This window comes from Haemophilus sp. HMSC068C11, from assembly GCF_001815355.1.
Lineage (GTDB): Bacteria > Pseudomonadota > Gammaproteobacteria > Enterobacterales > Pasteurellaceae > Haemophilus_D.
Genome location: NZ_KV820375.1, coordinates 166,418 through 185,593 on the forward strand (window position 1 = coordinate 166,418; position 19,176 = coordinate 185,593).

20 protein-coding genes and 2 pseudogenes are annotated in these 19,176 nt (G+C 41.1%); 13 read left to right on the plus strand and 9 right to left on the minus strand.

Going from position 1 to position 19,176, the window contains the following annotated elements:
- Positions 1–73: 73 nt before the first annotated feature.
- Entirely contained in the window at positions 74–472 is a 399-nt protein-coding gene (locus tag HMPREF3020_RS07850) for a DoxX family protein (protein ID WP_049372802.1), read from the minus strand.
- Positions 473–588: 116 nt separating this feature from the next.
- Positions 589–2,355, minus strand: a complete 1,767-nt coding sequence (locus HMPREF3020_RS07855; protein ID WP_070776121.1) for a protein-disulfide reductase DsbD — start codon at positions 2,353–2,355, stop codon at positions 589–591.
- 179 nt (positions 2,356–2,534) lie between these two features.
- Here HMPREF3020_RS07855 and arcA point away from each other — a divergent pair, with 179 nt between their 5' ends.
- From arcA to ykgO, 4 genes are all read left to right on the plus strand, one after another.
- Entirely contained in the window at positions 2,535–3,248 is a 714-nt protein-coding gene (gene arcA / locus HMPREF3020_RS07860; RefSeq protein ID WP_070776122.1) for a two-component system response regulator ArcA, read from the plus strand.
- A gap of 112 nt (positions 3,249–3,360) precedes the next feature.
- A complete protein-coding gene (gene smpB, locus HMPREF3020_RS07865) occupies positions 3,361–3,843 on the plus strand; it encodes an SsrA-binding protein SmpB (protein WP_070776123.1) in 483 nt (160 codons plus the stop codon).
- A 160-nt stretch (positions 3,844–4,003) separates the two neighbouring features.
- Entirely contained in the window at positions 4,004–4,270 is a 267-nt protein-coding gene (locus tag HMPREF3020_RS07870; protein WP_005695437.1) for a type B 50S ribosomal protein L31, read from the plus strand.
- Positions 4,271–4,279: 9 nt separating this feature from the next.
- Positions 4,280–4,417: a type B 50S ribosomal protein L36 gene (gene ykgO, locus HMPREF3020_RS07875; protein WP_005695435.1), complete on the plus strand. Its 138-nt coding sequence runs from the start codon at positions 4,280–4,282 to the stop codon at positions 4,415–4,417.
- Positions 4,418–4,467: 50 nt separating this feature from the next.
- Here the strand turns inward: ykgO and cgtA are convergent, their stop codons facing one another.
- The 4 genes from cgtA to rplU all read right to left on the minus strand — a co-directional run bounded on the left by cgtA (position 4,468) and on the right by rplU (position 7,355).
- Positions 4,468–5,640, minus strand: a complete 1,173-nt coding sequence (gene cgtA / locus HMPREF3020_RS07880; RefSeq protein WP_070776124.1) for an Obg family GTPase CgtA — start codon at positions 5,638–5,640, stop codon at positions 4,468–4,470.
- A gap of 27 nt (positions 5,641–5,667) precedes the next feature.
- The gene (locus HMPREF3020_RS07885; RefSeq protein ID WP_070776125.1) at positions 5,668–6,585 is read right to left on the minus strand and encodes a DMT family transporter; all 918 of its coding nucleotides are present in this window, start codon (positions 6,583–6,585) and stop codon (positions 5,668–5,670) included.
- A 180-nt stretch (positions 6,586–6,765) separates the two neighbouring features.
- Positions 6,766–7,023, minus strand: coding sequence for a 50S ribosomal protein L27 (gene rpmA, locus HMPREF3020_RS07890; RefSeq protein ID WP_005539872.1), 258 nt, complete (start codon positions 7,021–7,023; stop codon positions 6,766–6,768).
- Between the two features lie 20 nt (positions 7,024–7,043).
- Positions 7,044–7,355: a 50S ribosomal protein L21 gene (gene rplU / locus HMPREF3020_RS07895; RefSeq protein WP_005695431.1), complete on the minus strand. Its 312-nt coding sequence runs from the start codon at positions 7,353–7,355 to the stop codon at positions 7,044–7,046.
- Positions 7,356–7,584: 229 nt separating this feature from the next.
- Between rplU and ispB the strand changes: the two genes are divergently transcribed.
- Positions 7,585–8,574, plus strand: coding sequence for an octaprenyl diphosphate synthase (ispB, locus tag HMPREF3020_RS07900; RefSeq protein ID WP_049369546.1), 990 nt, complete (start codon positions 7,585–7,587; stop codon positions 8,572–8,574).
- Between the two features lies 1 nt (position 8,575).
- Complete coding sequence (locus HMPREF3020_RS07905) at positions 8,576–9,316, plus strand: epoxyqueuosine reductase QueH (RefSeq protein ID WP_049369547.1); 741 nt, start codon at positions 8,576–8,578, stop codon at positions 9,314–9,316.
- 49 nt (positions 9,317–9,365) lie between these two features.
- On the opposite strand, the gene HMPREF3020_RS07910 is transcribed toward HMPREF3020_RS07905, so the two are convergent.
- Positions 9,366–9,671: a cell division protein ZapA gene (locus HMPREF3020_RS07910; protein ID WP_005695425.1), complete on the minus strand. Its 306-nt coding sequence runs from the start codon at positions 9,669–9,671 to the stop codon at positions 9,366–9,368.
- Between the two features lie 160 nt (positions 9,672–9,831).
- Between HMPREF3020_RS07910 and polA the strand changes: the two genes are divergently transcribed.
- Genes polA through HMPREF3020_RS07925 form a run of 3 tightly spaced genes read left to right on the plus strand, consistent with a single transcriptional unit; the run spans position 9,832 to position 14,280 of the window.
- Positions 9,832–12,630 (plus strand): DNA polymerase I, encoded by a 2,799-nt coding sequence (gene polA / locus HMPREF3020_RS07915; protein WP_070776126.1) that lies wholly within the window; start codon positions 9,832–9,834, stop codon positions 12,628–12,630.
- A gap of 11 nt (positions 12,631–12,641) precedes the next feature.
- Positions 12,642–12,956 carry a cupin domain-containing protein gene (locus HMPREF3020_RS07920; RefSeq protein WP_070776127.1) on the plus strand — a complete coding sequence of 105 codons (315 nt, stop codon included), beginning with the start codon at positions 12,642–12,644 and terminating at the stop codon, positions 12,954–12,956.
- 19 nt (positions 12,957–12,975) lie between these two features.
- Positions 12,976–14,280 carry an L-cysteine desulfidase family protein gene (locus HMPREF3020_RS07925; protein ID WP_070776128.1) on the plus strand — a complete coding sequence of 435 codons (1,305 nt, stop codon included), beginning with the start codon at positions 12,976–12,978 and terminating at the stop codon, positions 14,278–14,280.
- 119 nt (positions 14,281–14,399) lie between these two features.
- Here HMPREF3020_RS07925 and HMPREF3020_RS09385 read toward each other — a convergent pair.
- Positions 14,400–14,621, minus strand: a pseudogene (locus HMPREF3020_RS09385) (transposase); the annotation flags it as partial.
- On the opposite strand from HMPREF3020_RS09385, the pseudogene HMPREF3020_RS09485 reads away from it, so the two are divergent.
- The 3 genes and pseudogenes from HMPREF3020_RS09485 to HMPREF3020_RS07940 all read left to right on the plus strand — a co-directional run.
- Positions 14,616–14,762: pseudogene (locus HMPREF3020_RS09485) on the plus strand (serine dehydratase subunit alpha family protein); the annotation flags it as partial. The pseudogenes HMPREF3020_RS09385 and HMPREF3020_RS09485 sit on opposite strands and share 6 nt — an antisense overlap.
- A gap of 164 nt (positions 14,763–14,926) precedes the next feature.
- On the plus strand, positions 14,927–15,967 hold the full coding sequence (locus HMPREF3020_RS07935; protein WP_070776129.1) for a YeeE/YedE family protein: 1,041 nt from the start codon (positions 14,927–14,929) through the stop codon (positions 15,965–15,967).
- 8 nt (positions 15,968–15,975) lie between these two features.
- Positions 15,976–16,197, plus strand: a complete 222-nt coding sequence (locus tag HMPREF3020_RS07940; protein WP_005631077.1) for a sulfurtransferase TusA family protein — start codon at positions 15,976–15,978, stop codon at positions 16,195–16,197.
- 67 nt (positions 16,198–16,264) lie between these two features.
- Here HMPREF3020_RS07940 and nanQ read toward each other — a convergent pair whose 3' ends face one another.
- Entirely contained in the window at positions 16,265–16,732 is a 468-nt protein-coding gene (gene nanQ, locus HMPREF3020_RS07945) for an N-acetylneuraminate anomerase (protein WP_014064125.1), read from the minus strand.
- Positions 16,733–16,974: 242 nt separating this feature from the next.
- On the opposite strand from nanQ, the gene pnp reads away from it, so the two are divergent.
- Positions 16,975–19,113, plus strand: coding sequence for a polyribonucleotide nucleotidyltransferase (pnp, locus tag HMPREF3020_RS07950; RefSeq protein WP_070776130.1), 2,139 nt, complete (start codon positions 16,975–16,977; stop codon positions 19,111–19,113).
- Positions 19,114–19,176 lie beyond the last annotated feature (63 nt).

Sequence of the window (19,176 nt, forward strand, 5' to 3'; positions counted from 1 at the left end):
GGTGATTTATTTAAGCGATTTTAAAAACAAAAAAGCCCGCAAAATGCGGGCAACAAAGTAATGAGATGATTGATTAACGTTTGCGGTTATCTAGAGAAAATGCGCCAGCACCCGCAAACACAAAATAGAAGAACACTAAAGAATAAAGTAAAGCGAGTTCACCACCGTTCGCGATTGGGAAGAATAAATTCCCTTTACCTGCAGCGTGCATAAAGAAATACGCATAAGCCATTTGACCAGAAAGGATAAATGCCGCAGGGCGAACAAATAAACCTAAAATTAATAGGATTGAACCGACAATCTCAATTACCCCACCGACGATCATCAGTGGATCGCCCACTGCGCCATTACCGCCCGTCATCGAAATTGGGAATTCCCAGAATTTCGCTGTGCCGTGTAAGATAAACATATACGCGGCGACGATACGTAATAAAGCTAAAACATACGGAGAGTATTTTTCTAAGTTTTTCATAAAGTTTTCCTAATAAAAATAAAAAGTGATTTGAGAACGGGGTGTATATTAATGATTAACTCAAAGCCAAACAATACCTCAAATCGAAAAGGACTTTTTACTATTAGGAAATAATTTTATGCTTTACTGATTTTCTCAATCCATTGTAAAAACTCAACTGGCGGCATGAATCCGTTAACACGACTCCCCTCGATTTCTTTTCCATCTCGGTTAAAGAACAAAATAGTCGGTAAACCTAACACTTTATATTTTGCCATTAAAGCGCGGTTTTCTTCGGAGTTTTTTGTCATATCAACCTGAAGAAGCAGCATGTCGCCAAAGGCTTTTTGTACACTTGGATCACTAAATGTTTCTTTTTCAAATTCTTTACAAGCGACACACCAATCTGCATAAAGATCAAGCATCACAAGTGGTTTGTTATTTTCCGCCAGAGCTTGTTGCAATTCAGCCTCGCTTTTCACTTTCTTAAATTCAACATGAGAAACCGCCTTATTTTCGACCGCACTTGGCGCTTGGCTTTCACCCCAAACCCAAGTTTGAAGCGGTTTAACACTAATCATAGCTGCCACTAAAAAGAGAATTCGGAATACCCAACCAGTGCCATTTTTCGGCATTTGGAAAGCAAACCAAATGAAAAATGCGGTACCGAGCATCGCCCATAATCTTGGTGTCCATTCATCTGGCAGAATACGAGAAATTAAGAATACCGGTAACGCGAGCATCACAAAGCCAAAGAGCTTTTTAACGGTTTCCATCCACATGCCTGATTTAGGCAGGATTTTATTCCCAAATAAAGTGATTAAAATCAGTGGTACGCCCATTCCCAATGCGAGCAAATAAAGCGTGATCGCACCAGTAAATAAATCACCACTCTGCGCCACATAAAGCAAGGCGCCAGAAAGCGGTGCTGATGTGCAAGGTGAAGCCACTAGTCCCGCAATCATCCCCATTAAGAACACGCCACCAAAGGCACCGGCTTTTTGCTGTTGGCTAAGTAAAGACAGTTTTGTTTGTAAGGAGCTTGGGAGCTGTAAGGTAAATACACCGAACATCGACAAGGCTAACAAAATAAAGATGATTGATAAGCCAATCATCACATAAGGATGTTGTAAAGCGACTTGAAATGGCAAACCAATTGCAGCCACAATCAACCCTAGCAAGGTATAAGTCAGCGCCATCCCCTGCACATACACAAAACTTAATGCGAAAGCGCGCCACATATTAGGGCGTTGATTTTGACCAATCACGATCGCTGAAAGCAACGGCAGCATTGGCAACACACAAGGGGTAAAAGCCAAGCCTAAGCCCAATAAGAAAAAGCCAAATACGGCATATTTGCTACTAAATAAGCTTTCCGCTAAACGATCTTGCTCTGCTGTAGGTTGTGCGGAAAGAGCGGTCGATTTTTCTGATGTTTTTTCAGTATTAGCGACCTGTGCGATAGGTAAATCGGCTACTTTGATTTCTTTCACTTCAGGCGGATAACAAAAACCAGCAGTGCAACCTTGGTAAGCAATTTCAACCACATCTTTGGCTTTTAATGGCGGGTGGCTTGCTTTAAAAATAGCTTGCACGGGCTTTTTGAAAATCTTCATTAAGCCAAAATAAGGATCATTATAATCTTCAGGTGAAATAGAAAATGTCGGCATATCAAATGATGAGGTTTCCTCTTGGTTGAGCTTCACTGAAATTTTCTCTTGATAGAGATAATACCCTTCTGCTATCGACCAATTGACGATCACATTTTCTTGATTCTCGCTTTTTGCAGCTGAAAATTGAAAAGCGTCATCCACAGGTAAGAAAGCCGGTTTCTTATCAAAAAGACCGGCTTGAGTGGAAAGTGCGGTAAAAATAAAAAATAAAAAAAGAAGAATTCGCTTCATCATAAAGTCCCAACTATTGTTCCTACTAAAATTCTAGCATAGATCAAAAGAATGTTAATAATTTATGACTTAGATCATAAAATTAAATGTAATTTAAACAATGACCGCACTTTTCTGTTGTTACAGCAATGTTACAATTATAGAATATGCCCATAACAAAGAATAACAAGGAGCAACGAATGGCTACCCCAAAAATTCTCATCGTGGAAGATGAAGCGGTAACCCGTAATACGTTAAAAGGAATTTTTGAAGCTGAGGGCTATGAGGTATTACAAGCACAAGATGGTGCCGAAATGTATCGTCAGTTAAGCTCAGAAACGGTTAATCTCATCGTATTAGATATCAACTTACCCGGTAAAAATGGTTTATTACTGGGCCGTGAATTACGTGAAAAAACACCTATCCCTCTGATTTTCCTAACAGGGCGAGATAATGAAGTCGATAAAATTTTAGGTTTAGAAATTGGGGCCGATGATTATCTCACTAAGCCATTTAACCCAAGAGAACTCACCATTCGTGCACGAAATTTATTGCATCGCACCATGACACTAAATGGCAAAGAAACCCATTTACAACGTGAGAACTATCGTTTTAATGGCTGGACACTAGATTTAAATAGCCACAATTTAATCACACCTGAAGGCATTGAATTTAAACTGCCTCGTAGTGAATTTCGTGCCATGTTGCACTTCTGCGAAAACCCTGGCAAATTGCAAACTCGTGAAGAATTATTGCTAAAAATGACAGGACGTGAATTAAAACCACAAGATCGTACCGTGGATGTGACAATTCGCCGTATTCGCAAACATTTTGAAGATCATCCTAATACACCAGAAATCATTGCTACCGTGCATGGTGAAGGCTATCGTTTCTGTGGTGAATTAGAAGAATAATCGATCATTTAGTAATAAAAGGCTGAGTCAAATCAGCCTTTTGTTTTTTGCTATCCACGGCGAGATTCGGTAAAATCAACGCCAATTTACGATTAATAAACAACGGATAACAATGACCAAGAAGAAAGTCAAAGTCGGCTCCAACACCATTGCGTTAAATAAACGAGCTCGACACGAATATTTTATTGAAGATGAAATTGAAGCCGGCCTTGAATTACAAGGTTGGGAAGTGAAATCAATGCGCGCAGGTAAAGCCAATATCAGCGATAGCTACATCATTTTTAAAAACGATGAAGCCTATTTATTTGGTGCGACCATTCAACCATTAAGCTTGGCCTCTACTCACGTGGTTTGCGATCCGACGCGTACACGTAAGCTTTTATTGAATAAACGTGAACTAGATAATCTTTTCGGTAAATCAAGCCGTGATGGTTTTACTATTGTTGCCCTTTCTCTTTATTGGAAAGGCCCTTGGGCTAAGATCAAAATCGGTCTTGCGAAAGGTAAAAAACAACATGATAAACGTGATGATATTAAAGAGCGTGAATGGAAAGTAGCGAAAGAGCGTATTATGAAAAACGCACATCGTGGATAACTCTCCCTCCAAACTGACAAAATGCCTTTCAATCGAAAGGCATTTTTCTTTTTCTCAATATGAAAAAAATTCTCATAGCTATGAATAAAATTATATTGATAATCATTCTCTTTTGAATTAGTATCTTCGCCCAATTCTTTTCGTTATATAAGGAGCTCTAATGAAAAAAGGCATTCACCCTGAAAATTATCGTACCGTTTTATTTTACGATTCCAACGCAAAACAAGGCTTTCTCATCCGTTCTTGTGCTAAAACCAACAACACCATGAAATGGGAAGATGGTAACGAATACCCTGTATTTATGTGCGATACCTCATCTGCTTCTCACCCATTTTATACTGGTAAAACTCGTCAAATTGGTAATGAAGGTCGTGCAAGTGAATTTGCAAACCGTTACGGTAAATTTGGCGCATTTAAATCAAAATAGGAATCTTCAATGAAAGTATTATCTTCACTCAAAAGTGCTAAAAACCGTCCTGGCTGCAAAATTGTTCGTCGCCACGGTGTCGTTTATGTCATTTCGAAAACCAACCCTCGCTTTAAAGCGCGTCAAGGTGGGAAAAAGAAAGGTTAACCCCAATAAAAAAAGAGCGGTCAAATTTCCGCTCTTTTTTCATTTAGGCATTAAGGTTTGTAAATAAATTCAACGCCTTCTTCATCTTCTTCGTCCCAATCATCCCAGTCGTCATCTTCATCATCAAATTGATGTTCAGCGAGTTGTTCTTGATGGTAGTCTTCCCATTTGAATTTCACTTCTTCTGGTTTATTTTCTTCTACTTCCGCATCACGTGGATTCGCTTCAATGAAATCCATAATATTACGACAAAGTGGTGACACATTTTTACCGGTTGCGGCAGAAATAAGGTGATACCCTTCTTCCCAACCAAGACGTTCGGTAATCTCTTGAGCACGTTCATGCGCCTCTTCTTCTGTCATCGTATCAATTTTATTGAAGACTAACCAACGTGGTTTATCTGCCAATTTTTCGCTATATTGGAATAATTCTGACTCGATGATCGCAATATTATCAGCAGGATCGGATTCATCAATTGGGTTAATATCTACTAAATGAATTAATACACGACAACGTTCTAAGTGTTTTAAGAAACGAATCCCTAAACCTGCGCCATCCGATGCACCTTCAATCAATCCAGGAATATCTGCCACTACAAAGCTATGACTCTCATCCACTTTCACGACACCTAAACTTGGCACTAAAGTGGTAAATGGATAATCAGCGACTTTTGGTTTTGCAGCTGAAACGGCACGAATAAAGGTAGATTTACCCGCATTCGGTAAACCTAACATCCCGACATCCGCAAGAAGCATCAATTCTAATAATAAATCGCGTTTTTCACCTGGGGTACCCATAGTTTTTTGGCGAGGTGCGCGGTTTACTGAAGATTTAAAACGTGTGTTCCCTAAACCATGATAACCACCTTTCGCCACTAACATTTTGGCACCATGCTTCGTTAAATCGCCAAGCACTTCTTTGGTGTCATTATCAATTGCACGCGTTCCCACCGGTACACGTAACGTAATGTCTTTACCGCGACGACCAGTACAATCTGAACTATGGCCATTCTCACCGCGTTCTGCCGCAAAACGTTTCGTAAAGCGATAATCGATCAAAGTATTTAAGTTTTCGTCTGCAACCAAATAAACATCACCACCATCACCGCCATCGCCACCATCTGGGCCGCCTTTAGGGATAAATTTTTCACGGCGGAAACTCACACAACCGTTTCCACCATCCCCTGCTTCCACACGAATCAGGGCTTCATCAATAAATTTCATAAAAACTCTCCAATATTTAACCGCACTTTACTTTGATTGCGGTAATAATTTATGTCCGATTGCCGACAAAATTGCTCCGCATACTACAACAAACGCCCCAATATAGCTAATCATATTTAATTCTGGCGCAGCAAAATTCTCAGGGCTCATATAATGGGCAAGATGGGCAAAGAAAATGGTAAAGAGTGGTACTAAGGTTATCACTACGCTTACTTTAGAAACCTCCCAACGATTAAGCGCCTCAGCATAAGCCCCATAACCAAATAACGTATTCAAGCAACAATAAACAAAACAACCGAATGCAAACGGGGTGAGGTTACTCACTTGTGAAAATTCAGCAACAGGTGTAAAGACTAAAAGACAGCCAAAATACATCATTAATAAAATTTGTTGCGAACTAAAACGACGGAGCATGAGCTTTTGTGCCATACCATAAGCCACCCAAACTAATGAAGCAGTCAGGCTGAGTAAGACACCTGTTAAATAACCACTCTCTCCTTTAAACACCTCAAGCTTATCATTGAAGAAAACCAGCAACCCAGCCAATAACAAACCTAAACCAATCTTTTGATGTAATCCGAGCTTTTCTTTAAAGACAAAAAGACCGCAAATTAACATACCAAAAGAAGAAAAATGAATAAAAATTTGAGCTGAAGAAGGATCGATAAAATTAAGTGAACTATTAAATAAAAAGAAATTACCTGCTAATCCTGCTACACCGATGAGTACAAGCCAAATAAAACGACCACCTTTCGAAAATTGTGGCAATTTTTTCTTGTAACCTAACAGAATCAATAGTGCAAGAGAAGCTACCGCAAATCGATACCAAACGATCGTTTGTGGTGTCATCACGGATAAAACCTGTTTTAACGCAATAGGTAAAGATCCCCATGCCATCGCTGTAATTAAAGCAAATAGAAATCCTAAAAGAGGTTGTTGTTTCATGATGTCTTCCTTTATTTGGCTAAAGCACAGTTAGGAATTCAGGTAAATTTCATTCTAAGAAATATTGAAGAGAATGAATGACAGTGCCAAGATAACAGATTTGATTAATGATTGTAAATTACTGATAAAAAAGAAAACGCCCCACAGATAATGCGGGGCGTTTAAAAATCAGATGTAAAATTATTCAGTTACAATACTTACGTATTTACGGCTTTTCTCGCCTTTAACTTCAAATTTTACTTTACCGTCAGCAGTAGCAAATAAGGTGTGGTCACGACCCATACCTACGTTGTTACCTGCGTGGAATTTAGTACCACGTTGACGTACAATGATGCTACCTGCTAATACAGATTCGCCACCGAAACGTTTAACACCAAGGCGTTTAGCTTCAGAATCACGACCGTTACGAGTTGAACCACCAGCTTTTTTAGTTGCCATCTACTTGATCTCCTCTGAAATTATGCTTGAATCCCAGTGATTTTCACTTCTGTGAACCACTGACGATGACCTTGTTGTTTACGGCTGTGTTTACGACGACGGAACTTAACGATTTTAACTTTATCGCCACGACCTTGTGCCACAACTTCAGCCACTACTTTCGCGCCAGCTACTACTGGTGCACCAATTTTAACATCTTCACCATTAACGACCATCAACACTGAGTCGAACTCAACTGTTGCGCCAGTTGCAAGTTCAAGTTTTTCTAAACGAACTACTTGACCTTCGCTCACACGGTGTTGTTTACCGCCACTTTGGAAAACTGCGTACATAAATACTCCGCTATAATTGTGCTTCTCCGTTACTATTTTCGGTCCGCACTTCAAAATTCATATAAATAGGTCGTAAATTCTACGGAAAAAACAACTCGATCGCAAGCACTTATTTGCAATAAAATAAAAAAAAGCGCTTTTCCTCGAGTTTAATTTCAGAAACCCTGAAAAATCGGGTAAAATTCACCGCACTTTTCTTTTATATACACAACCATCGAACCAAATGAAGATGAACAAACAAGATTTAATGGATATGCATGCAATCCAAGCATTAACAGATGCGGATATGCAGAAAGTCAACCAAGCCATTTTAGCACAAATTAACTCCGATGTGCCGATGGTTAATCAGCTTGGTTTTTATATTGTGCAAGGTGGCGGAAAACGTATTCGACCACTTATTGCGGTTTTAGCGGCGCGTGCATTAGGCTACGAAAGCGATAAAGTGGCCACTTGTGCTACCTTTGTAGAATTTATTCACACCGCTTCTTTATTACATGATGATGTGGTAGATGAATCGGATATGCGTCGTGGTCGAGCAACGGCAAACTCAGCCTTTGGTAATGCGGCTAGCGTATTAGTGGGAGACTTCATTTATACTCGCGCATTCCAATTAGTGGCACAGTTACAATCGCTAGATATTCTTCGTATTATGGCGGACGCCACCAACGTGTTGGCGGAAGGTGAAGTTCAACAATTAATGAACGTGAACGATCCCGATACCACAGAAGAAAGCTATATGCGTGTGATTTATAGTAAAACGGCACGCTTATTTGAGGTGGCGGCACAATCTGTTGCAATTGTTGCAGGTGCTGAAAAATCAATTGAAACCGCATTTCAAGAATATGGTCGTTATCTTGGTACCGCATTCCAATTAGTAGATGACGTGCTAGATTACAGCGCAAACGCTGCAGCATTAGGTAAAAATGTGGGTGATGACCTCGCTGAAGGTAAACCAACTCTTCCTTTATTACACGCAATGCGTCACGGTAATCCACAACAAGCCGCGCTTATTCGTGAAGCCATTGAACAAGGCGGAAAACGTGATGCGATCGATGACGTACTTGCAATTATGACAGAACATAAATCTCTCGATTACGCAATGGAGCGCGCAAAACAAGAAGCTCAAAAAGCGGTTGATGCCATTGCATTATTACCTGAAAGCCAATACAAAAAAGCCTTAATTTCACTGGCTTATTTATCGGTAGACCGAACTTATTAATATGACTGAAGAACAAATTCAACCGCAAAGTGCGGTCGATTCTCAACCTAAATTTCAAAAAACACGTAAACAAAAAGTGCGCAAGGATCCCAATGCGCCTTTTATTCGTGAAAAACTCGAATTACCCGAAGGACATAATAAGTTACTTCTCCACTCCTGCTGCGCGCCTTGCTCAGGTGAAGTGATGGAAGCCATTTTGGCCTCGGGTATTGAATTTACGATTTATTTTTACAACCCGAATATTCATCCATTAAAAGAATATTTAATTCGTAAAGAAGAAAATATCCGCTTTGCCCAAAAATTTGGGATTCCGTTTATTGATGCTGACTACGATCGCCAACAATGGTTTGATCGCGCAAAAGGTATGGAATGGGAACCTGAACGTGGCATTCGCTGTACCATGTGTTTTGATATGCGTTTTGAAAAAGCCGCTGAATATGCTCATGAAAATGGTTTCCCTGTATTTACTAGCTGCCTTGGTATTTCTCGCTGGAAAGACATGGAGCAAATTAATGGTTGTGGTCACCGTGCGGCTGAAAAATATGATGATGTGATTTATTGGGATTATAACTGGCGTAAAGCTGGTGGATCGCAACGCATGATCGAAATCAGTAAACGTGAACGTTTTTATCAGCAAGAATATTGTGGCTGTGTTTATTCTTTACGAGACAGCAATAAATGGCGTGAAGAAACGGGGCGACAAAAAATTGAAATTGGTAAACTCTATTACACGCCCGATTAAAAAACACATAAAAAAAGAACCGCACTTTCAACATGCGGTTCTTTTTTATTTAATCTACGATGGTACGCCCACCTAATGCATTCTCTAAAGAATGATCTAACTGCTGAATTCGCGTACATAACACGTTTTCAATCTGGGCATTTTTATTTTTTTCTTGGGTTAATTCAAAACTTAAATTCAAGGCAACAATAGAAAGCACACGGTCTAATTGCAATAAACCTGTACGCTCTTTCATTTCAGACACTTGAAGATCTAAATTACGCGCCGCTTGACGCAAAATCTCTTCTTGTTCTGCAGGGACATTCAAGCGCAGCACTTGCCCTAATACAACAACTTCAACCAGTTTTAATGACATGTTATTCCCTTATGTTGAATGCTCAAGTAATCCTATTATGCCACAGCCAAACGCCTTCGTCATAATTTTTACGTTTAATTGACCGCACTTTATCCGTTCGCCCCATTTCGCAATTTACGCTATAATGCGACACTTTTCATTATTTTTGAACGGAATATTTATGCCAACTATCGCTCCTAATCCATTAGTCCTAGTGGACGGTTCATCTTATTTATATCGTGCTTTTCATGCTTTTCCGCCGCTCACCAATTCTGCTGGCGAGCCGACTGGTGCTATGTACGGTGTGTTAAATATGCTCAAAAGCCTGATTTCGCAAGTGCAACCGAGCCATATTGCAGTGGTCTTTGATGCGAAAGGCAAAACTTTCCGTGATGAAATGTTTGAGCAATATAAATCCCATCGTCCACCGATGCCGGATGATCTACGCAAACAAATTCAGCCATTGCACGATATTATACGCGCCCTTGGCATTCCTCTTTTAGTCATTGAAGGTGTAGAAGCTGATGATGTCATTGGAACCTTAGCGGTAGCGGCTTCCAAAGCCAATCAAAAAGTCTTGATCAGTACCGGTGATAAAGATATGGCGCAACTAGTGGATGACAACATTATGTTGATCAACACCATGAATAACACCTTATTAGATCGCGAGGCCGTGATTGAAAAATACGGTATTCCACCAGAACTCATTATTGATTACTTAGCGCTAATGGGTGATAGTGCCGACAATATTTCAGGCGTGGCGGGGGTCGGTGAAAAAACCGCACTTGGTCTCTTGCAAGGTATCGGCAGCATGGCAGAAATTTATGCCAACTTAGACAAAGTGGCCGAATTGCCAATTCGTGGGGCAAAAAAATTAGGTGATAAATTATTGGCTGAAAAAGAAATGGCCGACTTATCCTATCGCCTTGCCACGATCAAAACCGATGTCGCTCTCGATATCACTCCGGAACAACTTACCCTTGGTGCAAGCAATAACGATCAACTTACCGAATATTTCGGCCGTTATGAATTTAAACGTTGGCTCAATGAAGTGATGAATGGCGCTGATTCCATCACTAATAATAACGAACAACCGACCAAGATTAATCACTATCAAGCTACGCCTGCCCTCGCTCAAGACAATAGCGATGAAGCATTGCCGGCAATTCAAATTGATCGCAGCCGTTATGAAACCTTGCTCACTGAAGCAGATTTAAATCGTTGGGTGGAAAAACTCAAGCAAGCTAAACTTTTTGCGTTGGATACAGAAACCGATAATTTAGATTATATGGCTGCCAACTTAGTGGGGATTTCCTTTGCGTTAGAAAACGGCGAGGCGGCTTATTTACCGCTACAATTAGATTATTTAGGCGCACCAAAAACTCTCGAAAAAACAACCGCACTTACGTTGTTAAAACCGGTTTTAGAAAATCCTGCTATTCAAAAAGTCGGGCAAAACTTCAAATACGATCTCACCATCTTCGCCCGTAATGGCATCGATGTGCAAGGTGTGGCTTTCGATACTATGTTGGAGTCCTATGTACTCAACAGCACAGGCCGTCATAATATGGACGATCTGGCGAAACGTTATTTAGGGCATCAAACTATTAGTTTTGAAGAGATTGCAGGCAAAGGTAAAAATCAGCTGACCTTTAACCAAATTCAGTTGGAACAAGCCGCCGAGTACGCGGTGGAAGATGCCGATGTAACGATGAAGCTGCAACAAGTGCTATGGGAAAAACTCTCTAAAGAACCCACTCTTGAAAAACTCTTTAAAGAAATGGAATTGCCGTTGTTAGGCGTACTTTCCCGTATGGAACGTCGCGGTGTCTTAATTGATAGCGATGCGCTATTCCTGCAATCCAACGAAATCGCTAACCGTTTAAGTGAATTAGAAGAACAAGCCTATGTCTTGGCGGGGCAACCATTTAATTTAGCTTCCACCAAACAATTACAAGAAATTTTATTTGATAAATTAGGTTTACCGGTCATTCAAAAAACACCAAAAGGGGCGCCATCCACCAACGAGGAAGTATTGGAGGAACTGGCATTTAGTCATGAATTGCCGAAAGTGTTGGTAGAACATCGTGGTCTCAGCAAACTAAAATCGACCTACACTGATAAATTGCCGCAAATGGTGAATCCGCAAACCGGTCGAGTTCATACTTCCTACCATCAAGCGGTGACAGCAACCGGTCGTCTTTCATCAAGCGATCCGAATCTGCAAAACATTCCAATTCGTAATGAAGAAGGCCGTCGTATTCGTCAGGCGTTTATTGCGCGCGAAGGCTTTACTGTTGTTGCGGCCGACTATTCACAAATCGAGCTGCGCATTATGGCGCACCTATCACAGGATCAGGGCTTAATTAATGCTTTTACCCAAGGCAAAGATATTCACCGCTCTACTGCGGCAGAAATCTTTGGTGTCGCACTGGATGAAGTGACGTCCGAACAACGTCGTAATGCTAAAGCGATTAACTTCGGATTAATTTACGGTATGTCAGCCTTTGGCTTATCGCGTCAACTCGGTATTGGCCGTGCCGATGCCCAAAGCTATATGGATTTATATTTCAAACGCTATCCGGGCGTACAAACTTTTATGCACGATATTCGCGAAAAAGCCAAAGCCCAAGGCTATGTGGAAACCCTATTCGGCCGTCGTTTATATCTGCCTGATATTAACTCTTCTAATGGTATGCGCCGTAAAGCAGCCGAACGTGTCGCGATCAATGCACCAATGCAAGGTACCGCCGCAGACATTATTAAACGCGCCATGATTCAATTGGATCAAAAACTACAAAATGATCCCGATATTGCGATGATTATGCAAGTGCACGATGAATTGGTGTTTGAAGTGCGGTCCGAAAAAGTCGCGTTTTATAGCGAGCTCATCAAAACACAAATGGAAAGTGCCGCTGATTTAGTGGTACCACTGATTGTAGAAGTGGGGCAAGGCACGAACTGGGATGAGGCGCACTAAGGAATTTAGTCATGAATAAAGTTATTCAAAGTCAGCACTTTACGGCAGAACGTGCTTGGGGAGCCCTTGATATTACCAATATGAATGGCATTTCCGTGCGTCTTCACTGGACAGATAAACCTTACAAATGGCATATCAATGACGGTGAAGAAGTCTTTGCTGTCATGGATGGTACGGTGGAAATGCGCTACAAAGAAGAGGGTCAAGAGAAAGCCGTATTGCTCCATACGGGTGATATTTTTTATGCGAGTATCGGTACCGAACATGTTGCTCATCCACAAGGCGAAGCGCGCATATTAGTTATAGAGAAAGAAGACAGCATTTAACAGACTTAAAAAGAATTTTATGAATCAAGAAAGACTCAACGAAATCGAAAAACCATTACTTCACCTTGTGGAACGTGATGTGGTTCCCGCACTTGGCTGTACTGAACCTATCTCTTTAGCGCTTGCAGCAGCAACTGCAGCCAAATATTTAGGCAAAACACCTGAACGCATTGAAGCCAAAGTGTCACCAAACTTAATGAAAAATGGTTTAGGTGTTGCAGTACCGGGAACGGGCATGGTGGGCTTACCTATTGCCGCGGCGATTGGTGCTTTAGGTGGTGACCCTGAGGGTGAGTTAGAAGTGTTAAAACACATCACACCAGAACAAGTTTCCCAAGCCAAAGTGATGCTTGATAAAAAACTCGTTAATGTCGATATTCATCAAACCGAGCATATTTTATATTCAGAAGCGGTGTTGCTTGCGGATAATGACCGAGTGAAAGTAGCGATTCAAGATCTACACACTAATATCATTTTAATTGAAAAAAATGGCGAAGTTGTTTTTGAAAAAGAACAGGATGAATGCGCTGATTGCGACCCTTATGATATTTTCAAGCAGGTGAGCGCACGTGAAATTTTTGAATTTTCTTGTGAAGTTGAGCTCGATAAAATCCGTTTTATCGGACAAGCTGCCGCGCTCAACCGCGCGCTATCTAATGAAGGGTTACGCGAAAATTACGGCCTACATATTGGCAGAACGTTACGCAAACAAGTTGGTAGTGGCTTAATGTCAGACGATTTGCTCAGTAAAATTATGATCGAAACCACTGCAGCCTCCGATGCACGTATGGGTGGGGCTACATTGCCAGCGATGAGTAATTCCGGCTCAGGTAACCAAGGTATTGCCGCCACTATGCCCGTGGTTGTGGTCGCTGATTATTTAAACGTGAGTGAAGAAAAACGTCTCCGCGCCCTCTTCTTATCACACTTAATGGCCATTTATATCCACAGTAAATTACCCAAACTGTCTGCCCTTTGCGCAGTAACAACCGCATCAATGGGAAGCTGTGCGGGTATCGCCTATTTACTTACGGGTAAATTCGAAACCGTGAGCATGGGGATTTGCAGCATGATTGGTGACATAAGCGGAATAATCTGCGATGGGGCATCCAATAGCTGTGCGATGAAAGTGTCCACCAGCGTGGCTTCTGGCTATAAATCGGTACTCATGGCCATGGATGAAACCCATGTTACGGGTAATGAAGGCATTGTTGAACACGATCTCGATCGCACCATCGATAATCTATGTTCGATTGCGTCTAAGAGTATGCACCATATCGATCGCCAAGTGATTGAAATTATGGTGAGTAAACCCTGTCCTTAATATCGTGATAACTTACGATAAAGTGCGGTCAGAAAAACACACAAATTTCTGACTGCACTTTTTTATATCAAAAAAACATATTTTCTAGCCAAAAGTTATGGGGCTGACGTAGATTAGCCCTAAATTCCACACCAATCCCGCAGAATTTTAAGCTGTTGAGACGGTGTGCCAAAGTTAAACCGAAATTCGCATTCTTTCAAGAACAGCGGGAAGGATTTGCGATCAATTCCGTTATATTTGCGCAAGACGCGTTTTGCCTGATTCCAAAAATTCTCAATGCCGTTAATGTGGTTCTGACGGTCTGCAAATTCCTTGGAATGGTTGATACGGTAATGGATAAAACCCATGTTACGGGTAATGAAGGTATCGTTGAACATGATCTCGATCGCACGATCGACAATCTATGCTCGATTGCGTCTAAAAGTATGCATCATATCGATCGCCAAGTGATTGAAATTATGGTGAGTAAACCCTGTCCTTAATAGCGTGGTAACTTACGATAAAGTGCGGTCAGAAAATCACTCAAATTTCTGACCGCACTTTTTTATATCAAAAAAACATATTTTCTAGCTAAAAGTTATTGGCGTTATCTTCTTCTTTTTTTAGAAAATACTGCCCTACTTAGTTCTAAAAGAAAGGAATATTTATGCTTTTAACCGGATTACTTTGCGGAATTTTACTCGGATTTGTCATGCAGCGTGGGCGCTTTTGTATTACTGGCGCATTTCGCGATATGTATGTCACCAAAAATAACAAAATGTTTGTTGCCCTTCTATTGGCAATTACCGTGCAATCTATTGGTTTCTTTCTTTTAAAAGAAATCGGTGTATTAAATGTCGATCCAGCTGAAAATTTTGCCTTTTTAGCGGTGATTATCGGTGCCTTCGTGTTTGGTATCGGTATTGTTCTTGCTGGCGGTTGTGCAACAGGTACATGGTACCGCGCTGCAGAAGGCTTAGTCGGCAGTTGGGTTGCGTTATTCACTTATATGTTATTAAGTGCCATCATGCGTACTGGCCCATTAGGCGAATTCAATAAAACCTTACGCAGTATCAATATTGAACAACGCAATATTTACGACACATTCAGTATTTCACCTTGGTGGTTAGTCGCATTATTAACTTTAGTGACAGCTTTCTATGTGTACAAACATCTCAGCAAACCAAGCGTAAAAGTCGCGGCATTAAAACCAAAGAAAACAGGGCTTGCCCACTTATTATTTGAAAAACGCTGGCACCCATTTTTCTCAGCCGTGTTAATCGGATTAATCGCGCTTGCCGCTTGGCCACTCAGTGTCGCTACTGGTCGTGAGTTTGGACTTGGGATCACTGGTCCATCCGCTAATATTATGCAATTCCTCGTTACTGGCGACGGTAAATTTATTAACTGGGGCGTATTCTTAGTTTTAGGAATTTTTATTGGATCATTCATCGGCGCGAAAGCAAGCAATGAATTTCGTGTCCGCGTACCGGATGCCACCACGATTCTACGCAGCGGATTCGGCGGTATTCTTATGGGTATTGGCGCAACGCTTGCAGGTGGCTGTTCTATCGGTAATGGCTTAGTCGAAACCGCCTTTTTCTCTTGGCAAGGTTGGGTATCATTGCCCTTGATGATTCTCGGCACTTGGGTGGCCGCCTACTTCACCATTATTCGTCCACAACGTTTAAAATTATCAAAAGCATAGGAGCTTATATGATCGTTAAATTACCTACACTTGGCCTTGTTTGCCCATTTCCTCTCGTTGAAGCTAAGGAAGCCATGGCTAAGTTAAATAAAGGCGATGGCCTAGAAATTGAATTCGACTGCACACAAGCCACCGAGGCTATTCCCGCTTGGGCAGCAGAAGAAGGCTATGAAGTCACAAACTTCGAGCAAATTGATGATGCAAAATGGTCAATCACGGTGATTAAATAATAAAAAAGTGCGGTCAGAAAAACACCAAAATTTCTGACCGCACTTTTTCTTTAATGAATCGAAATAATTAAATCAATTCGACTGGTACTTTCACCACCAGTTTTTTCACAAAACTTGATTTACCGTTTACGGTGCAACCTGGCTTATGGGGTTCATAAGGGAAAAAGACGGCGAACATTTTTGGTAAAAGTGTTACCGTGCTTTTATCTTCAATTTGCGGGGTAAGTTGGTAATCATCGGCATCACGATATTCATCGTATAAGCTGAGGTTTGGATAGGTCGCACTTACTTCAACATTTTCTTCACCACGAATAAGTAATTGAATATCTAGATATTTATGGTGAAGTTCAGCTTGTTTACTATCCGCCTCAACCGTATCAAATTCCATGACATTCATATAGACTTGCTCGCTTAAATCATGACGGCCATTTTCTAATGCTTCAAGATCTAAGGTGTTGAGATGATCGCAAATGTCCGCGATAACTTTTGGTAAACCCACTTTGAAATTTGGGTTATTTAATGCACTGATAATCATAGTGTCTCCTTACGTATGTATTTGTATGACAATATGATAACAAGTTGCTTATATTAAATAAAGTTACCAATAAATTTAAAACTCTGTATAATAAGCGAGCTTTATTTTCTGCATTAGCGTGCGGCTATCAAAAGAAATTTTTAAACGACCAAAGTGCGGTCATTTTTTCGAGAGATTTCTTTTGCTAGTCGCAATCTGGAAAATAAAGCTTTGTTTTAAATATTATTTTGAAGGAAAACATTGTGAATCCAATTGTTAAACAATTTAAATACGGTCAACATACCGTTACTCTAGAAACCTGCGCAATTGCACGTCAAGCAACTGCTGCGGTCATGGCAAGCATGGACGATACCACGGTATTCGTGACTGTTGTTGCTAAAAAAGATGTGAAGGAAGGTCAAGACTTCTTCCCATTAACCGTAAACTATCAAGAGCGTACTTATGCGGCGGGTAAAATCCCTGGTGGTTTCTTCAAACGTGAAGGTCGTCCATCTGAAGGCGAAACCTTAATCGCACGTTTAATCGACCGTCCAATTCGTCCATTATTCCCAGAAGGTTTCTTCAACGAAATCCAAGTTGTGGCAACTGTAGTTTCTGTAAACCCACAAATCAGCCCTGACTTAGTGGCAATGATCGGTGCTTCTGCAGCATTAACCTTATCTGGTGTACCTTTCAATGGCCCTATCGGTGCAGCGCGCGTTGGTTTTATCGACAACCAATTCGTATTAAACCCAACTATGGCCGAACAAAAACAAAGCCGTTTGGACTTAGTGGTTGCAGGTACTGACAAAGCCGTATTAATGGTTGAATCTGAAGCTGACATTTTAACTGAAGAACAAATGTTAGCGGCAGTGGTATTCGGTCATCAACAACAACAAGTTGTAATTGAAGCAATCAAAGAATTTGCCAAAGAAGCAGGCAAACCACGTTGGGATTGGGTTGCACCACAACCAAACACAGATTTAATCAACAAAGTAAAAGCGATTGCTGAAGCACGTTTAGGCGATGCATACCGCATTACTGAAAAACAAGCACGTTACGAACAGATCGATGCGATTAAAGCGGATGTGATTGCACAAATCACAGCTGAAGATGAAGAAATCAGCGAGGGTAAAATCGTGGATATTTTCACCGCACTTGAAAGCCAAATCGTTCGTGGCCGTATCATTGCAGGTGAACCACGTATTGATGGTCGTACCGTTGATACCGTTCGTGCATTAGATATTTGTACTGGTGTATTACCACGTACTCACGGTTCTGCAATTTTCACCCGTGGTGAAACGCAAGCATTAGCCGTAGCGACTTTAGGTACTGAACGTGATGCACAAATCATTGATGAATTAACGGGTGAACGTCAAGATCACTTCTTATTCCACTACAACTTCCCTCCATACTCTGTAGGTGAAACCGGTATGATCGGCTCACCAAAACGTCGTGAAATCGGTCACGGTCGTTTAGCAAAACGCGGTGTAGCGGCTGTTATGCCTAGCCTAGCAGAATTCCCGTATGTCGTGCGTGTTGTATCTGAAATCACTGAATCTAACGGTTCTTCTTCTATGGCATCTGTATGTGGTGCATCTTTAGCATTAATGGATGCGGGTGTTCCAATCAAAGCCGCTGTTGCAGGTATCGCAATGGGCTTAGTGAAAGAAGAAGAGAAATTTGTGGTTCTTTCAGATATTTTAGGTGATGAAGACCACTTAGGTGATATGGACTTCAAAGTGGCCGGTACACGTGAAGGTGTCACCGCACTTCAAATGGACATCAAAATTGAAGGTATCACCCCTGAAATTATGCAAATTGCATTAAACCAAGCAAAAGGTGCACGTATGCACATTCTTGGTGTAATGGAACAAGCAATCCCTGCACCTCGTGCAGATATTTCTGACTACGCGCCGCGTATTCACACCATGAAAATTGATCCGAAGAAAATCAAAGATGTTATCGGTAAAGGTGGTGCAACTATCCGTGCATTAACTGAAGAAACCGGTACGTCTATCGATATCGATGATGATGGTACAGTGAAAATTGCTGCAGTAGATAGCAGTGCAGCGAAAAACGTGATGGCGCGTATTGAAGAAATCGTGGCTGAAGTTGAAGCTGGCGCAATTTACAAAGGTAAAGTAACTCGTCTTGCTGACTTCGGTGCATTCGTCGCTATCGTTGGAAATAAAGAAGGTTTAGTTCATATTTCTCAAATCGCAGAAGAACGCGTGGAGAAAGTGAGTGATTATCTTCAAGTGGGTCAAGAAGTGACAGTTAAAGTGGTTGAAATCGATCGCCAAGGTCGTATCCGCTTAACCATGAAAGATCTTGCACCAAAACAAGAAACTGAAGCAGAATCTGCATCAGCAGAAGACATTTCAGAAGAACAAGAATAATCTCACAGGGTGTGTGAATACAGTTTACACACCCATTTTGATTATCAAACTAACTTATAAAAC

Coding starts and splice junctions, on each gene's coding strand:
- rplU (WP_005695431.1), bottom strand. CDS start 7,355: ATGTACGCAGTTTTCCAAAGTGGCGGTAAACAACACCGTGTGAGCGAA.
- ispB (WP_049369546.1), top strand. CDS start 7,585: ATGAACAAACAAGATTTAATGGATATGCATGCAATCCAAGCATTAACA.
- HMPREF3020_RS07910 (WP_005695425.1), bottom strand. CDS start 9,671: ATGTCATTAAAACTGGTTGAAGTTGTTGTATTAGGGCAAGTGCTGCGC.
- ykgO (WP_005695435.1), top strand. CDS start 4,280: ATGAAAGTATTATCTTCACTCAAAAGTGCTAAAAACCGTCCTGGCTGC.
- HMPREF3020_RS07935 (WP_070776129.1), top strand. CDS start 14,927: ATGCTTTTAACCGGATTACTTTGCGGAATTTTACTCGGATTTGTCATG.
- HMPREF3020_RS07925 (WP_070776128.1), top strand. CDS start 12,976: ATGAATCAAGAAAGACTCAACGAAATCGAAAAACCATTACTTCACCTT.
- HMPREF3020_RS07940 (WP_005631077.1), top strand. CDS start 15,976: ATGATCGTTAAATTACCTACACTTGGCCTTGTTTGCCCATTTCCTCTC.
- arcA (WP_070776122.1), top strand. CDS start 2,535: ATGGCTACCCCAAAAATTCTCATCGTGGAAGATGAAGCGGTAACCCGT.
- HMPREF3020_RS07870 (WP_005695437.1), top strand. CDS start 4,004: ATGAAAAAAGGCATTCACCCTGAAAATTATCGTACCGTTTTATTTTAC.
- polA (WP_070776126.1), top strand. CDS start 9,832: ATGCCAACTATCGCTCCTAATCCATTAGTCCTAGTGGACGGTTCATCT.
- nanQ (WP_014064125.1), bottom strand. CDS start 16,732: ATGATTATCAGTGCATTAAATAACCCAAATTTCAAAGTGGGTTTACCA.
- smpB (WP_070776123.1), top strand. CDS start 3,361: ATGACCAAGAAGAAAGTCAAAGTCGGCTCCAACACCATTGCGTTAAAT.
- HMPREF3020_RS07920 (WP_070776127.1), top strand. CDS start 12,642: ATGAATAAAGTTATTCAAAGTCAGCACTTTACGGCAGAACGTGCTTGG.
- HMPREF3020_RS07905 (WP_049369547.1), top strand. CDS start 8,576: ATGACTGAAGAACAAATTCAACCGCAAAGTGCGGTCGATTCTCAACCT.
- rpmA (WP_005539872.1), bottom strand. CDS start 7,023: ATGGCAACTAAAAAAGCTGGTGGTTCAACTCGTAACGGTCGTGATTCT.
- HMPREF3020_RS07850 (WP_049372802.1), bottom strand. CDS start 472: ATGAAAAACTTAGAAAAATACTCTCCGTATGTTTTAGCTTTATTACGT.
- cgtA (WP_070776124.1), bottom strand. CDS start 5,640: ATGAAATTTATTGATGAAGCCCTGATTCGTGTGGAAGCAGGGGATGGT.
- HMPREF3020_RS07855 (WP_070776121.1), bottom strand. CDS start 2,355: ATGAAGCGAATTCTTCTTTTTTTATTTTTTATTTTTACCGCACTTTCC.
- HMPREF3020_RS07885 (WP_070776125.1), bottom strand. CDS start 6,585: ATGAAACAACAACCTCTTTTAGGATTTCTATTTGCTTTAATTACAGCG.